The sequence below is a fragment of the Dyella silvae genome (assembly GCF_026421305.1).
In the GTDB taxonomy this organism is placed as follows: domain Bacteria; phylum Pseudomonadota; class Gammaproteobacteria; order Xanthomonadales; family Rhodanobacteraceae; genus Dyella; species Dyella silvae.
Genome location: NZ_JAPJBQ010000001.1, coordinates 384316 through 399518, shown reverse-complemented (window position 1 = coordinate 399518; position 15203 = coordinate 384316). Strand labels below are relative to the sequence as shown.

Sequence of the window (15203 nt, the reverse complement as noted above, 5' to 3'; positions counted from 1 at the left end):
TCTATACGCTGCGCATCACGCGCCAGGCATCCAGCGCCGCCAGACGCGTGTCGCCAAGATCGAGCATGGGCGCGGGATAACCACTGCGGCGCAGCAGCTCCGGATCCTTCCATGGCTCAAACAACAGAGGCAGCGGCGCCGAAGACAACTCAGGCAGCCAGCGCCGCAGGTAACGCCCTTGCGGATCGAACTTCTGTGCCTGTGTCACCGGATTGAATACGCGAAAAAAAGGCGCGGCATCCGCGCCGCTACCGGCCACCCACTGCCAGCCCAGCGTATTGTTGGCGAGATCGGCGTCGACCAACGTGTCCCAGAACCATCGCGCGCCGTTAAGCCAGTGCTGCCTCAGGTTTTTAGTGAGAAAGCTGGCAACGATCATGCGCACGCGATTGTGCATCCATCCGGTATGCCAGAGTTCGCGCATGCCAGCGTCTACCAGGGGAATGCCTGTGCTCCCGCGCTGCCAGCGCTCAAGGGAAGATGCATCGTTGTCTGCCCAGGGAAACCTGTCGAACTGCTTGTTGAAGTTTTCCGTGGGCGTGTCCTGGAAGTGGTAAAGCAGGTGATGCGCAAACTCGCGCCATCCCAGCTCGCGCAGATAAGGCTCGATTTCGGGGCGGTGGCGTACATCGACGGCCGCGGCCTGATTCGCCAACAGCTGATGAATCTGCCCCGGCGATATCTCCCCGAAATGCAGGTGAGGTGAAAGACGTGACGTTCCGTGGCAAGCCGGGAGATCACGAGCCTGCGCGTAGTCACGCGCCGCATCGTCCATGAAAATGTCGAGCAGCTCGCGCGCCCCCTGCTCTCCCGGCTGCCATGTCTCCTGCAGGCCGAGGTCCCAGCGAATTGCTGGAAGCAGCCGGAGTGCGTCAATCGGCAAGCCTCCGTCCACTATCGCCCCACGCAACGACGAAGGCGCCGGCAAGGGTTTGCCTGCGCCGAGGTGCGTACGAAGATTCCGCCAGAAGGGAGTGAAGACGCTATAGGGTCCTTGTTGCTTCGTCTCGATCTGCCACGGCTCGCACCACAACGACGCGTTGAAGCTATGCACCTCAATACCTTGCTCGCGCAACGCAGCCTTGATGCCGGTATCGCGCGCCATGGCCGAGGGTTCGTACTGGCGGCTCCAGTACACCGCGCTGGCGCCCGTGCGCTCGATGAGATCGCCAAGCACGTGCAGGCTGTCACCTTGGGCCAGGTGCAGCGCATTGCCACGCTCACGCAAGCTCAGGTCAAGTCTGGAAAGGGAGTGATGAAGCCACCACTGGCTCGCACTGCCGGCCGGCCACAAACCATCCTCGTGGGGGGCATGGATATAGAGCGGAAGAATGTGTTCGTGCGCCTGGGAAGCCGCGCTGAGCGCCGGATGATCGGCGAGGCGGAGATCCCGGCGGAACCAGACGATGGCGGTGCTCATGGCAACAGCTTATTGAGAATGGGCGCCGCTGTATGCCCGGCTTCCGTGCTGCCACAAGGGGTATCCGGCAGCGCTGCCCGCTGGCAGTCACTGTCGGCCAGAGATACGTGCCGAAGGGGATGCCGCCACCGGCGGCATCCCGGGTGTCGCCTCAGAGCTCGACGACGTCGAAGCGGCGGTCGGCGTCGACCTCTTCCTCGTAGTTCACGTCTTCACGGCCGAAGCCGAACAGACGCAGGAAGTCGCTCTTGTAGCCGGCGTAGTCGGTGAGCTCGTTGAGGGTCTCTGTGGTGATGGTCGGCCACAGCGCCTTGCAGACCTGCTGCACGTCCTCACGAAGCTCCCAGTCGTCCAGGCGCAGGCGACCATCGTTGTCGAGCTCCGGCGCCTGATGGTCCGTGCGGTACATGCGGTCGCGGAACAGGCGGTTGATCTGTTCGATGGTGCCTTCGTGGATGCCTTTTTCCTTCATCACGCGGAAGGAAATGGCGATGTACAGCGGCAGCACAGGGATCGCCGCGCTGGCCTGCGTCACCACCGACTTCATCACGCCCACGTAAGCGTCGAGATGTTCGGCCTTATGCTCGGCGACCAGCTGCCTGGCCGTGTTGTCCAGGTGCTGCTTGGCCTGGCCCAGCGTGCCGTGCCAGTACATCGGCCAGGTAATTTCCGTACCGATATAGCTGTAGGCGACCGTCTTGGCGTGGTCGGCCAGCACACCAGCCTTGCTCAACGCATCGATCCAGAGCTTCCAGTCCTCGCCACCCATCACGGTGACGGTGTCTTTGATCTCCTGCTCGGTCGCCGGCTCAACCGATGCCTGCACCACCGTATCGCGGTTGGTGTCGACCGAGTTGGCCGTAAAGGTCTCGCCAATGGTCTTGAGCGACGAGCGCACCAATTCGCCAGTGTCCGGCAGCTTGCGCACCGGCGAGGCGAGCGAATACACCACCAGGTCGATCTTGCCGCCCATCTCGTTCTTGATCATCTCGATGGCGCGCTCGCGCGTCTCGTTGGAGAACGCATCGCCATTTATCGAACGGCTGTACAGACCCGCCTGCTTGGCGAACTTGTCGAAGGCAGCGGAGTTGTACCAGCCCGCCGTGCCCGGCTTGCTCTCGCTGCTGGGCTTCTCGAAGAACACACCCAGCGTGGCCGCGCCATAACCGAAGGCTGCCGTGATGCGCGAGGCCAGGCCATAGCCGGTGGAGGCACCGATGACCAGCACACGCTTGGGGCCCTCGCCCAGGTCACCTTGCGCCTTGGTGATGTTGATCTGTTCGAGCACGTTGCGTTCGCAACCGACCGGATGGGCCGTCACGCAGATAAAACCACGCACCTTGGGGTTGATGATCACTCGAGGACTCCTGGGAGGGCAGTACAAACCGTCATCTTAACCCGCACGGCCGGCCATGCGCTGCCGTAGGGAGGGCTTGTGGCTGCCTGGCAGCGGCCTGGATCGGTCCGGGCAGGTGCCCTTTTGCCTTGTCGGGCACTTCGCCTACCCATTCATGCACAACGCGCATACAGACTGCGATTTCACAATCGCCCCACTATGAATAGCGAACACCGGACGAAGGCAACCATCAGAGCTGCCATCGGTTACAAAGGATTGAGGATGACGGGGAATCATGGGCGAATTCGGGCGTAGCACATCGGCGCGGCGGCTTCCTGCGTTGATAGCAACGAGCCTCGCATGCGCGCTCGCTTCCGGCTGCGTCAATCAGCCGTCCAAACCGGCGCCACCACAAGGGGACGAGGAAGCCCAAGCCAACACGCCGGCCGACAGTGGCGCGGCCCTCTCCAGTCTGCGCAAACTTTCGCTTATGCGTCCGCTCGACGGCGGTATCGACACCCCGGTCCTGCATACGCAAATCCATGGCTATGTGATGGGCGATGCGGCGGTCTATTCCGGCAAGGGGTTGGGCGATACCCAGGTCAGCTTGCGCCGCTTCGACCTCAACCTGACGCACAAACTCTGGCTTGACTGGCTGTTCTACGCCGACGCCCAGTGGGTGGACGACCACTTCGAGTTCAAAGATGTTTACGTGCGCAAGCAAACGGAACACTTCGGCGTGCTCACCATTGGCAACCAGCAAGAGCCGTTTGGTATAGAGCAATTCGGCAGCTTCCGAAATACCACCTTTCTCGAACGTGCCACCACCAATGCGCTGGCACCCAGCCGAAGCATCGGCATCAGTTCCAGCGATTACCGTGGTCCCTGGGTATGGACGTATGGCTTCTTCACCGCCGGTGGCAAAGACGAAGGCCGGCAGCAACGTGGCGTCGCCCTTACCGGGCGGCTTGCCTACGTGCTCAAAGCCGCGGGTGGGCTATACCACCTGGCCGTCGACTACTCGACCCGGCGCTATGGGCCCGGCAACGATCAGAAGTTCGACTCTGCGCCGGAGGTGGCACTGTCCAGCAGTGACTATTTCCTCAACACCGGAAGTATTTCCGGTTCCAACAAAGTGCAGCGCTATGGGCTGGAAGCCGCTCACGTCAACGGCCCGTTCTCCTGGCAAGCGGAATACATGGAAGCTCGCCTGCAGCGCGACAGTGGCTACCCCTCGCTGCGCTTCTGGGGCTGGTATGCCTACGCCAGCTGGATGTTGACCGGCGAGAGCCGTGACTATCGTGAGAGCAATGCCACGTTTGGCCCGGTAGTGCCCCACGCGTCATGGAATGGACGTGGCGGCGGCGCATTGGAAGTCGCCGTACGCCTGAGTACCACCGACCTCAATAACCGCGACGTCTTTGGCGGCAAGGAGACCAACCTTTCCGTGGGCGTCAACTGGTACCTGGACAAATCCGTACGCCTCTCCGCGAATCTGGTCCACGCGGTGAACCTCAACAAACCGGGAGACCCCTACGACGGCAAGCACCCCTCGGCCATCGTGGCGCGGTTGCAGTATCAATTCTAGGCAACGCCAATTAAGTAGTTCTTCGCTGTTCGAGCGACGCGTATCAAAACATCCTGTGGCCTGACGGCAGGACGTCGCCGGTTCTGCAGACGCAAGCGATAGGTCTGCAAGCCGGTCACTTAGCCACTCAGGAGATTGCCGATGTCATGTACGCAGACGCTGCGAGGCAGGAAGCGCCCGCTATGCGGCGCGATGATGGTTTTGCTCGTCGCAGGCGCATTGTCACCACGCGGGGCAGACGCGCAGCAATCGGGTGACGCCGAAAATGTCGAGCTGGCGAAGAAGCTGTCCAATCCCGTCGCCAGCCTGATCAGCGTGCCCTTTCAGTTCAACTACGACCAGAAGATTGGACCGGCGGACGACGGACACAAGACCTATCTGAACTTCCAGCCGGTCATTCCGATCCATCTGAGCGAGGACTGGACCATGATTTCGCGCACGATCCTTCCCGTCGTGTCGCAGTCGGATATCTCTCCGGGTTCAGGGCATCAGAGTGGTCTTGGCGATATCACGCAGAGTCTGTTCTTCTCTCCCGCGCGCCCTACCGGCAGCGGCCTCATCTGGGGCGCAGGCCCCGCGTTTCTCATTCCGACAGCTACCGATGGACTGCTTGGCTCCAAAAAATGGGGACTCGGTCCCACCGCCGTGTTGCTCAAACAATCCCATGGCTGGACCTATGGCGTGCTGGCCAATCACATCTGGTCGGTTGCATCGGTGCGCAGCCATGACCCGTCGCATCCCGATGTCAGCAGCACCTTTATCCAGCCGTTTCTGAGCTTCACCACGCCCACCGCCTGGACGTATGGCCTCAATGCCGAGTCGAGTTACGACTGGAAACATCACCAGTGGGTGGTGCCGGTCAATATCACCGTGGCGAAATTGACCCGCGTGGGCACATTGCCGGTGAGCTTCACCGGTGGCGTGCGCTATTGGGCGGCGGACACACCCAACAGCCCGAAAGGCTGGGGTTTCCGTTTGGTCGCTACGCTGCTGCTACCACAGCACTGAGGTCTTCATCTGGCCACCCGAAACGCGGGCGGCACCCGAACCAAGGGCTGGTGATCCCTGGCGTCACCAGCCTGTTTGCGCATTCGGCTTGACAGAAGCAATATTCGCAATTGAGAATTATTCTCAATATGGAGCCCGAACGCCAAAACAAGCCCAGGAAGCCCGCGTGATTGTCGTTATTGCTTTGTCGCTGATATTTACAGGAGCGCTGCTGGTCTATCTGGCCAGCGAGCAACAGCGTCTGCGCAAGCGATCGCTTTCCACCACGGGACGACGTCTCGGCGGGCTTCTGCTCGTTGCCGGCATAGCATGCTGGATGCAAGAGGCCGGTACGGGTGCAGGCATCGCGGCGGCACTGACCACACTCATGTTGGTCTGGGTGACGTTGCCCTATCTCGCCTGGTGGCGCGGCCCCGGTGCGGAAAACACGCAGTCATGATGGCCCGTTGTCTGGCCGGCACCCTGCTGGGGTTTCCGCTGGCCGCCGCCCTGCTAGCGCTGTTGCTGCACGTGTTGCCGAATCGCGGCGAGGCATTTGTAGTTCCCGCGCTGATCCTGTTCTTCCCGCTGTGGACCGCCTTCATGGCAGGCACGTACATGTTCCGTAGCGGCGCACGCGCGTGGCTGGTGCTTGGTATCGCCAATGCCGCGGTCTTTCTCGTGTTGTGGATCGCACGCATGGCAGTAACGTGAGATGAAATCCTCCACCATCCGCACCTATCAAACCGTGCATACCTGGACCGGCCTGCTGGCTGGCTTCGCGCTGTTTGTCGCTTTCTATGCCGGCGCGCTCACGGTATTCCACGACGATATCGCCGCGTGGCAGAACCCGCCGTGGCGCACCACGATGGATGCCGGGGTGTCCACGGATGCGCTGATCGAACGGCTGCTCGCCGAGCACCCCGTTGCTCGCGATGATTTCGGCATCGTGTTGCCTACCGACAGCTCGCATGCGGCTTACGCTTATTGGCAGGACGGCGACCATGCCCGTTTCGCCACCGCAAGCCAGATGGCTGCGCCGCGCACCGGCGCAGCCGAGAACGAGCTGGCCGATTTCATCTATGCCTTGCATGACTCGCTGGGCTTGCCGGTCGTGGGCCTGTATCTGATGGGCATCGTCAGCGTGCTATATGGCCTCGCACTGGTGTCCGGCATCCTGATCCACTTGCCGCAATTGATCAGCGACCTCTTTGCCATGCGCGTGGGCCGCAATATCAAGCGCCTGTGGCAGGACGCACACAATGCCATCGGGGTGATCAGCCTGCCCTTCCATGTGATTTTTGCCGTGACAGGCGCGCTGTTCTGCTTGTTCACCATCACGCTGGCCACACTCAATACCGTCGCCTTTGATGGCAAGCTGATCGAGGCTTTTGGCAAGGCCACGCAAACCACGCCGGCTGTCACTGCCAGTGGTACGCCGGCCCGCATGCTTTCGTCCGTGGAACTGATGCAACGCGCGCGTACCGCCGCTCTGGCGAGCGGCGTCACCACTTTCGAGCCGGACTATCTACATTTCGTGCATTACGGCGATCGCCAGGCCGTGGCCGAAGTCCGTGGCCTTTCGCAGCACACGCTGGGCACCTATGGCACCGTCGCCATGTCCGCGCACGACGGTAGCGTGCTTGCCACCTATGTGGGACATCGCTACAGCCTCAATGGCATCAGCTACGCCTCGTTGTTCGGTCTGCATTTCGGCAGTTTCGGCGGGCGGACGGTGCAGTGGCTTTACTTCCTGCTCGGTCTGGCAGGCGCCTTTCTGTTCTATTCCGGCAACCTGCTGTGGATCGAATCGCGGCGCAAGCGCCGCCATCTGGATCAGCCACGACGCACGCAGGTGATGGCGCGTGCCACCGTCGGCGTGTGCATCGGTACCTGCCTCGGTATCTCTGGCGCTTTCGCCGCGACCTGGCTTGCGGTGCGGTGGGACATGGATGCCGCCTTGCCGCAGCGCGTGGCGTGCTACGGCTTGTTTCTGGCGGCGTGCATCTACGCCTGTGCTCGCCCCATCGCGCGCGCAACAGTGGAATTGCTATGGGCAACGGCGGCGCTTACCGCCTGCACCGCCATGATCGACTTGATCAGCAACGCACCGGCCATGTTCTCGGGCGGATCGCCGCTAGGCTGGCGTGTCGTGGGCGTTGACCTCACTGGCCTCGCGCTCGGCGTCGTCTTCGCCTGTTTCGCACGCGCCGCCATGCGTCGCGCACGCCACGGCCATACCAACAGCGTATGGGCGCTGCGTGCGCCTGCGGAGCCCACACCCTGACGCCGTATGACAGCGCTGTCAGCGCCTGCGAGGGGCGCGGTACTCGGCTACTACGTCGTCGATGGTGGGATTGGCTTTGGCTCGCCCTCGTATGATGACCGGGGGCCCCTTTCCTTCCATCACGCTTTTGATCTGCGCCATGGCCTCCGGATTCGAACCATCGATATCGAAACTGGCTTCCTGCAATTGGACGCTGGGGATGCCCAGCTCTTTCAGTTGCTGCGCGAGCTTGTTCGCCCGCCGTGCCACGTCCGAAGGGCAATTGGCCGGCGCGTAAATAAGCACCGCGTCGGCTCGCGCTCCCATCGGTCGGGGGAACGGCACAAAGCCGGTGCCCTTTTCCAGCAGCGCGGTCTGTGTGTCGCCATCCGCGCCATCGGCATGATGCTTTTGCCACCAGTGATACACGCAGGCGGCTACGCCCACCACGAATAGCCATTTGAGTACGTTCATTCCCCCTCCCTGGTGCGGAGTGCGCTTCCCTGCGGGGTCCGGTGCTCTCACCGGCCCGGGGCGACTATCGCAAATACTTGCGCACCCTGTCACGCGGGAACGCGTGACAAGCGGAGGGACCACAGCCGTGGTTCCTTTCGGCCTCCGGGAGCGATGGCTTACCGGCTCAGTAAGCCATGCGGACCGAATTGAGCCGCGCGGCGACGGGGGCATCGCTCATCAGGGCGATCTCATCCCACACGGTGTCTTCTTCGCCGTCGGCCAGCAGCTCGTAAGCAGTGCGCCCGGCAAAGGCGTTCTGATGGCGACACATCCAGCGCACCGCGCGCTGCCGGTCGCCCAGGCTCTGCACCAGCATCGTGGCGAGCGTGCCCTGCCGCAGCTCGAGCATGACGAAGGCGCGTTCCATCACGTCATCGCGCTGGGCATTGATCTGGGCTAGTTCGGTGGCGACGTCCTGAAACCTGATGGTCACTTTGCGCATACGCTCCTCCATCCTCCCCCACGTCGTCCGCTCATTCCGTCTGCGGCGCTCTCCTACCGGGGCCGGAGAAACGCCAAGACCGCTATCGCTTCTCCCTGCGCCTGATGACACTCGTGTCACAGGTACCCGACCAACACGACGCTTGTCAGGGCCCTTGCGGTCGGATCATGCGGAAGCAAATGCTGAATTCGCGTGAATTCCTCGCCGCGCCCGACTAAGACTTTTGGATAGCGTTTCAAGCCACGGAATCGGTCGTAGCATGCCGGGATGCTCGCCCCCCACCATTGGGGATCCGGGAAGCGTGCCCTACGCAGGGATACGCTGGCCTTTGCCTGACCCACGCAGTCGCGTAGCGAACAACTCAGGGAAAGTTGACGTAAATCGGGTTGCCGATCAGCAGAAGCTGTCCGCTCGCGCCGCGCACATTCGCGCGAACCCAGTGGCGTTGCCCGTCACTGGTCCAGTCGAATGCCAGATGCTGAAGCGCCTCACTCGTTGCGCTGGCGCCGCCCGGCGCAAAGGCCTTGCCGTCCACCAGGGTTTCGATGCGCGAACCCGCCGGTGCTTTGACGGCCATCGAGAAACGGATGATCCGTCCCGCGGCTGCGTTCACCGCATCACCCATCTCCGCGCTCACGTCGTCCATGCGAGCCGTCAGGTCGAGCATGCGATCGGCGCTACCCTGCACATCCACAAACACATGACCCGCCCGGATGGCGGCAAGAACGGCCTGCATGGACAACGCATCGGCGTGCACCACTGTGGTGGGTGTGCCGATGCTGCTGAGTGCCGGAAGGCTTATCGCGCGCGTTGCCTCGTGATTATCGCTGCCGCCGATCGCCGTCAAGCGATAGCCCTGATCCAGCAGGTGCTGCCAGAACGGAATACCTGAATCGGGCAGCATGGCATCGATGCCGTTGACGGCCTCGATGGCCTGCACCCGATGCATGTCGACCGGCTGTGCGGGCGTCCAGCCGCAGCCCATGCACGTTTCGTCATTGGGGCGTATCGGATGATTGATCGACAGCACGCCATGCAAGCTCTCGATCTGCCGCAGCAAGGCGTTCCAGTCGGGCACCGCGGCGCTACCGACGCGGAAGTCGATCGGCTCGATCGTGCCGAACAGATTCGCATGCCCCTGAAACGTCGTGACTTCGCGTGCGGGAATCAGCAACAGGCGATCAAAGTAAGGCTGCAGCTCACGAATGTCGTTGGCTTGCGATACCGTGTTGTGATCGCTCAACGCAATGAAATCCAACCCACGTTTTGCCGCCTCTTGCACCGTAAAGACCAACGGGCACGGCGCCCGCTGGTTGCCGCTCTGTGTAGCGCAGCTGCCATCGCTGTGCGCGCCGTGCATGTGCAGATCGCCGCGATACCAACCGGCCTCGCGACGCAACGGGCGATTCATCACCGCCGGTAACCACGCCGGATCGCCGGGATGACCGAACCAGATCTTTGCCGTGTAATCGGCCTTGGCAGGCTGCCGGATGTTGGGAATGCCCAACAGCAAGGTCCATCGGCCCGGGCGAATCGAGCCCGGCAGAAACGATGGCGTGGCATCTGTCACCCCCACGGTGAACAATGACTTGCTACCACCGCTCCACCCGCGAAAACCGTCTTGCCCTTTGAAGCCGCCCGGCCCCAGCAGACCGAGATCCACCGTGGTGTGCTCATTGCGGCCGGTGTAATCAAACTGCACCGTAATGCGATTCACGCCGGCAGGAACGTCAAATGGCACCTCGCGATAGGTGCGGTTGTCGCTGCCGTTCAACTGTCCACGCAAGACCAGATCCGGCTCGGCATCCATGGCGCAGGCCACACTCAGCAGCACCAGCCATAAGGTGACCAGCAACAGAAAACGATAGGAACGGCGCATCCAGTCAACCATGGTGTTCTTCTCCGGGCGACACAGAAAATCCGTTCCGCGTGCTGCCATGCGGTGCAGCACGCGGAACGTTACGCAACATCGTCAGAAGCGATACATGACCGACGCCCGGAACGAGCGGCCCAGCAGCGGGCGCGCAATGAACACACTCTTGCCGGCATCTGCGCTGGCCAGCTCGCCCGCGCGCGGATTGCCCTCGGTCAGACCCAGCGAGTTGTTGAGATTGTCCGCATACAGGAAGAACGACAGCTCTGGAGTAGCCTGATAGCGGGCGCTGAAGCCGATGGTGTGGTACTGCGGCAACACCACGGAATTGGCCGTATCGACGTAGCGCTTGCCTTCGTACTCGTAGGTCATCTGCAGGCGCAGCCTGTCGTTCAACAAATTGACGCCCGGCACGACCCGGAAGCTGGTCTTGGGTACACGAATCAGCTGATTGTCATCGTAGTCGAGCAACACCGGCGCGCCGGCTACGACCGTGGTGTAACGTAACCCCTTGTACTGCGGGTCCTGCAGCGTTGCCGTGTACTGCACATCGAACAGCCTGGAAAGATAGAACGTGCCTTCCAGCTCCAGACCATAGGTCTTGGTGTTGGCGTAACCGGTCTGCGGCGTCGAAGCCCCCGTATTCGCATTGAACACGTAGTTGCTGAAACTGACGTTGTTGTACTTGGTGTAGAACAGGGTCGCGTACGCATCCATGTAGCGGTTGCTGAACTTGTAGCCCATCTCCGGCAGGATCATGGTCTGGATCACCGGCGTCGCTGTTGGCGTGGTGATGTAAGAGCTCAGATTCGGCAAGCGGAAGGTCGAGGTGTAGCGCGCGAATACGCCCTGGTGGTCGCTGAACTGATAATTCGCGCCGAGTGTCCAGCCCACCTTATTGAAGCTGTGATCGTAGCTGACGACCTGACCGCTACCGGTGATGATCTGCGAGGTCGGCGGCGTACCCAGATTCACCGTCTTCGGAGACTCGGTCCAGCCCTTGGTGTTCACGTCTTCCCAGCGCGCGCCACCGTCGATACGAAGCTTATCGGTGATCTGCCATTCGTCGGAGACATAGAAGGCGTTGGTGTTGGATTGGCCGCTGGCGTGCGCCCATTCGTAACCGTAGTTGTAGATACCGCCATTGGTCAGCTTGCCGATGGGGTTGCCGGCAGAATCCAGCGCTACCAGGTCAAGCAGGCGCGCGTTATCTCGCGTATCGAGCAGCGCCGTCGACGAATAGCGGTCGAAGCTCTGGTTGAAATGGGCGTAGTAGTAGCCCAGCGTCACGTCGTGGGTCTGGTCGCCCAATTCGAACTTGCGCAGCAGACGCGTATCGTTGGTGAACTCGTTCATCGGCATGGTGATGCCGCGCAGGCCGCCAATCACCACCAATCCGTTTCCGTTCTGGCTGGCGTTATTGAACACCTGATTTGGCACATCGACGTACTGCAGCTGCATGCCGGCTGCGTTGGGAAAGTACTGCTTCAGGCGTGACTGCGCCGATGCAAGGAATGCCGTCGCCGTCTGAATGGCGTTGGGATAGACGCCGTTGCGCTGCGTATCTGTGTCGCTGTAGCGCAGGTTCTCGGCCAGCTTCCAGTCCGCTCCGAGGTTGTAATCGAACTTCACGGTGAACTGCGTCCGCTTGACGTCCGTGCCCAGGCTATTGTCGAACTTGTAGAGGTTGCCATTGCCCTGGATCATGTTGACGTGCTCGGTATCCGGGCCAGCCAGCGTGCCGTAATTGCCGTTGAAACCGGGCACCGCCACCAGATCGCTGCTGGCATTGCGATACATGGGAATGCCAAGGTCCAGCGCGACCTTGTCGTCCATATGCTTGATATCGAAACTGATGTCGCCGTTTTCAAAAGTGCGGGACAACGTGGCTCGCAGTTGGCCGCCTTGATCGTTGGTAAATCCCGGCCGGCGGATACCGTCATCGATACGATAGAAGCCGCCCGCGCTGAGCTTCCAGCCGCCGCCGATCGGCGTGCCATACCAGAAATCCAGGCGATTCAGGCTGTAATTGCCGACGGTGTACTTCACCAACCCCTCGGCCATGTCACCGACCTGGCGCGGAATGAAGTTGATCGCGCCTGCCGGCGCGTTCGAATAGAAGATCGACGACGGGCCACCACGCACGACTTCGATACGATCGATGGTTTCGTCGAGACGGAACGCCTGGTCGGCATTGAGATAGCCGAGGGCGGGATCATGCTGTACCGGTATACCGTCCTCGAGCAAATTCACCGAGCCAAAACCATCAACGGGAATACCACGCGCCCGAATGTTGCCACTGGCCTCGCCGCCGGATGCTTCCACCCAGAAGCCAGGCACCGATTTCATCGCTTCGGTAACGCTGGTCGGCGCCTGCATGCGCAGGCGGTCTTCGTCGATGGTGGTGATGGAGTAGCTGGTCTGGGCCTTGGTGCGCACGTCCACGCCGGAGCGGGCGGTGACAACGACCTGATCCAGGTCTTTGGCGCTCTTGCCGTCGTTCGTCGCCGAAGCAGCGTTAGCGGGCGCCGGATCCGACGCATCCTTACCGGCCGTCGTCGCCGCAGCGGCGGCCGGGCTGCCCGCATTGGCTGATACGTTTCCCGGGACAATCGTCACGGTGTTGGGTGTGATGAAGCGATAGGTAAGACCGGTGCCGCTGAGCAACTGCCGCAACTGCTGCTCGGGCGGCAAGCCCGCATCTGCGCCGGGGCTGCGAATGCTGTCCGCAATCTCCGAACCATAGACGATCTGCAGATTCGCGCCGCGGGCGAATCGATCCAGCGCCTGCGACAGCGGCATGGGCGCAATGGCGGCGGTGTGTGTCGGCGTGGCTGGCGTGTCCGCCCATCCGGCCAGGGGCAAGGAGCCGGCAAGAGCAAACGCAATGGAAGCTGCTAAACGTTGTCGCATATCGGGGAGGGCCTTAGTGGGTGTTGGTGCTGACCAGCGCGCAGCGCGACTAACGCTGCGTGTTGGCCGATACCCATCTAAGAGTCCGTTTCACCGACATCAGGTACCGCCCATTCCATGAATTTTTTCTTACAGCTTCCCAGCGTGATCATTGCCATGCGATGACGACGCCACAATGCGTACGCGGTCGCCACCCTGCACCACATACACGCCCGGCAACGATGCCAGATACGTCACGAAGGCCTGCGGGTTATTGGCGTGAAACACACCACTGATCCGCATGTCTGCGATACGCGGATCTTCAATGATCAGTGGCGTCGTGGTGTACGCATTGAAACGCCGGGCCACTTCGCCCACGGTTTCGCGTTGAAAATGGATATCGGTGGGAAGCCATGCCGTCACCTCATTCAACGGCGCCGCCCGTACCGTGCTGACGTGATTTGAATGCATGGTGACCTGCTGGCCCGCGATGAGATCAGCAACGGCCTCGCTGTCGTCCCGAAGCGTATCCATGAAGGTTTTCGTTTCGTTCGGCCAGGCGGGCGGTGCATTCCACACCCGCACGTGGCCGCTGATGACCGTCAGCGTGTCACCGCCGGTACCGCGCATCACATCAAACACCGTGCCGATATCCTGCAGTACATGGCCGCCCACGTTGACCAGCATCGGCCGGGCGGGATCCTTGCCCACGTCAAACAAGGCATTGCCACTGACCACGTCAATGCGGCGATAGTGCGCATCGAAACTCACATCGATAACGCTGCCCTTGTCGAGCTGAACCAGCGTCCCGTCCGGCAAAGTCACCGAACGGACGGCGTGAGCCTCCGCCACCACTTGCTGGTGGGTTTCCAAGTTGGATGTGCGCCAGTGCATGCCGCCAAGCAAGGCCAGCGCCGCGACTGCGGCGGCAACCGCCGCGCCAGCCACGGCACGCCACTTTCCTGATGACGCGCCAACGCGCTGGTCCACATGACGAATGTTGTGTTGAGGAAACAGCACCACCGGATTGGACCGGCCTGCCCACTCCGCCAGCTCGTCAGACGTGAGCTTTTCCAGCGAGGCAGCCGACTTCAGATCGCCATGCATCTGAGCAATGGCCATATATTCCGCGACGTGCTCCGGCGATTGACGCAACCAGGCCAGAAACGCCGCTCTGCTGCGTGTGTCGGGTTCGTCGTGCTGCTCGATGTACCAGGCCGCTGCCTGCTCGGTGATGCGCCGAGCGCGGCGCGCCGCATCGAAATTCCCGCGGTCATTCATAGTCGGCCATCCTTTGCCGGCACGTTGCCAAGCCTTTCACGATGTACTTTTTCACCATGTTCGTCGAGATCGACAAGCGCTCGGCGATGTCGCGGTACGACATGTCGTCACGATAATGCATCACCAGCACCGCACGGCATTTGGGCGACAGACGCTGGATCATCGCTCCCAGCCGCTGGCGACGCAGCTCGCGATCGACATTCGCTTCGGCGCTGCAAGGTGTGCTGAGCTGCTCGAACAGCTCTTCCAGTCCATCGCTGCCCACAGGTTGCTGCTGGCGCATCACCGCATGCTCCTTGACCAGGTTCGCAGCCACAGTGAAGAGGTAGGCTTCCGGATTGCGGATGTTTTCCGCGTCGGATGACTCCATGCGCAGCAGGCGCAAATAAACCTCCTGCACCAGATCCTGAGCATCCCATCGATGGGCAACTCGCCGCAGAAAATAGTTGCTGAGCGTCGCGCCTTTTTCGGCAAACAGCGCGGACCACTTTCCGTGCTTTTCCCGCATGGCGCCTCCCCGGCGGTCGTTGCCGAGCAGGCACGGCATCATTGAGGCGCTTGAGCCTAGGCGCCCTCTGTGACGCTTTCGTGAAAGCCGGGAA

Annotated in this window: 13 protein-coding genes; 5 read left to right on the top strand and 8 right to left on the bottom strand. The window is 61.6% G+C overall.

What is annotated here, in order from left to right; all coding sequences use genetic code 11:
• Position 1 precedes the first annotated feature (1 nt).
• The gene (locus OQE56_RS01860; RefSeq protein ID WP_267220974.1) at positions 2-1420 is read right to left on the bottom strand and encodes a cryptochrome/photolyase family protein; all 1419 of its coding nucleotides are present in this window, start codon (positions 1418-1420) and stop codon (positions 2-4) included.
• A gap of 151 nt (positions 1421-1571) precedes the next feature.
• On the bottom strand, positions 1572-2777 hold the full coding sequence (fabV, locus tag OQE56_RS01855) for an enoyl-ACP reductase FabV (RefSeq protein WP_267220973.1): 1206 nt from the start codon (positions 2775-2777) through the stop codon (positions 1572-1574).
• 274 nt (positions 2778-3051) lie between these two features.
• Here fabV and OQE56_RS01850 point away from each other — a divergent pair, with 274 nt between their 5' ends.
• The 5 genes from OQE56_RS01850 (at position 3052) to OQE56_RS01830 (ending at position 7618) form a co-directional block, all read left to right on the top strand.
• On the top strand, positions 3052-4344 hold the full coding sequence (locus tag OQE56_RS01850) for an OprO/OprP family phosphate-selective porin (RefSeq protein WP_267220971.1): 1293 nt from the start codon (positions 3052-3054) through the stop codon (positions 4342-4344).
• A 141-nt stretch (positions 4345-4485) separates the two neighbouring features.
• Positions 4486-5352 (top strand): transporter, encoded by an 867-nt coding sequence (locus OQE56_RS01845; RefSeq protein WP_267220969.1) that lies wholly within the window; start codon positions 4486-4488, stop codon positions 5350-5352.
• A 166-nt stretch (positions 5353-5518) separates the two neighbouring features.
• Positions 5519-5791, top strand: coding sequence for a hypothetical protein (locus OQE56_RS01840; RefSeq protein WP_267220967.1), 273 nt, complete (start codon positions 5519-5521; stop codon positions 5789-5791).
• Positions 5788-6045: a hypothetical protein gene (locus OQE56_RS01835; RefSeq protein WP_267220965.1), complete on the top strand. Its 258-nt coding sequence runs from the start codon at positions 5788-5790 to the stop codon at positions 6043-6045. The genes OQE56_RS01840 and OQE56_RS01835 overlap by 4 nt, the downstream gene beginning before the upstream one ends.
• Position 6046: 1 nt before the next feature.
• A complete protein-coding gene (locus tag OQE56_RS01830) occupies positions 6047-7618 on the top strand; it encodes a PepSY-associated TM helix domain-containing protein (protein WP_267220963.1) in 1572 nt (523 codons plus the stop codon).
• Positions 7619-7636: 18 nt separating this feature from the next.
• Here OQE56_RS01830 and OQE56_RS01825 read toward each other — a convergent pair whose 3' ends face one another.
• The 6 genes from OQE56_RS01825 to OQE56_RS01800 all read right to left on the bottom strand — a co-directional run bounded on the left by OQE56_RS01825 (position 7637) and on the right by OQE56_RS01800 (position 15109).
• Positions 7637-8071 carry a hypothetical protein gene (locus OQE56_RS01825; RefSeq protein ID WP_267220962.1) on the bottom strand — a complete coding sequence of 145 codons (435 nt, stop codon included), beginning with the start codon at positions 8069-8071 and terminating at the stop codon, positions 7637-7639.
• A 166-nt stretch (positions 8072-8237) separates the two neighbouring features.
• Positions 8238-8555: an antitoxin Xre/MbcA/ParS toxin-binding domain-containing protein gene (locus OQE56_RS01820; protein WP_267220960.1), complete on the bottom strand. Its 318-nt coding sequence runs from the start codon at positions 8553-8555 to the stop codon at positions 8238-8240.
• A 361-nt stretch (positions 8556-8916) separates the two neighbouring features.
• Positions 8917-10446: a CehA/McbA family metallohydrolase gene (locus OQE56_RS01815; protein ID WP_267220958.1), complete on the bottom strand. Its 1530-nt coding sequence runs from the start codon at positions 10444-10446 to the stop codon at positions 8917-8919.
• An 81-nt stretch (positions 10447-10527) separates the two neighbouring features.
• A complete protein-coding gene (locus OQE56_RS01810) occupies positions 10528-13341 on the bottom strand; it encodes a TonB-dependent receptor (RefSeq protein ID WP_267220956.1) in 2814 nt (937 codons plus the stop codon).
• Positions 13342-13470: 129 nt separating this feature from the next.
• Positions 13471-14601 (bottom strand): FecR family protein, encoded by a 1131-nt coding sequence (locus tag OQE56_RS01805; protein WP_267220954.1) that lies wholly within the window; start codon positions 14599-14601, stop codon positions 13471-13473.
• Complete coding sequence (locus tag OQE56_RS01800; protein WP_267220952.1) at positions 14594-15109, bottom strand: RNA polymerase sigma factor; 516 nt, start codon at positions 15107-15109, stop codon at positions 14594-14596. The genes OQE56_RS01805 and OQE56_RS01800 overlap by 8 nt, the downstream gene beginning before the upstream one ends.
• Positions 15110-15203 lie beyond the last annotated feature (94 nt).

Coding starts and splice junctions, on each gene's coding strand:
- OQE56_RS01860 (WP_267220974.1), bottom strand. CDS start 1,420: ATGAGCACCGCCATCGTCTGGTTCCGCCGGGATCTCCGCCTCGCCGAT.
- OQE56_RS01850 (WP_267220971.1), top strand. CDS start 3,052: ATGGGCGAATTCGGGCGTAGCACATCGGCGCGGCGGCTTCCTGCGTTG.
- OQE56_RS01845 (WP_267220969.1), top strand. CDS start 4,486: ATGTCATGTACGCAGACGCTGCGAGGCAGGAAGCGCCCGCTATGCGGC.
- OQE56_RS01835 (WP_267220965.1), top strand. CDS start 5,788: ATGATGGCCCGTTGTCTGGCCGGCACCCTGCTGGGGTTTCCGCTGGCC.
- OQE56_RS01830 (WP_267220963.1), top strand. CDS start 6,047: ATGAAATCCTCCACCATCCGCACCTATCAAACCGTGCATACCTGGACC.
- OQE56_RS01825 (WP_267220962.1), bottom strand. CDS start 8,071: ATGAACGTACTCAAATGGCTATTCGTGGTGGGCGTAGCCGCCTGCGTG.
- OQE56_RS01820 (WP_267220960.1), bottom strand. CDS start 8,555: ATGCGCAAAGTGACCATCAGGTTTCAGGACGTCGCCACCGAACTAGCC.
- OQE56_RS01815 (WP_267220958.1), bottom strand. CDS start 10,446: ATGGTTGACTGGATGCGCCGTTCCTATCGTTTTCTGTTGCTGGTCACC.
- OQE56_RS01810 (WP_267220956.1), bottom strand. CDS start 13,341: ATGCGACAACGTTTAGCAGCTTCCATTGCGTTTGCTCTTGCCGGCTCC.
- OQE56_RS01805 (WP_267220954.1), bottom strand. CDS start 14,601: ATGAATGACCGCGGGAATTTCGATGCGGCGCGCCGCGCTCGGCGCATC.
- OQE56_RS01800 (WP_267220952.1), bottom strand. CDS start 15,109: ATGCGGGAAAAGCACGGAAAGTGGTCCGCGCTGTTTGCCGAAAAAGGC.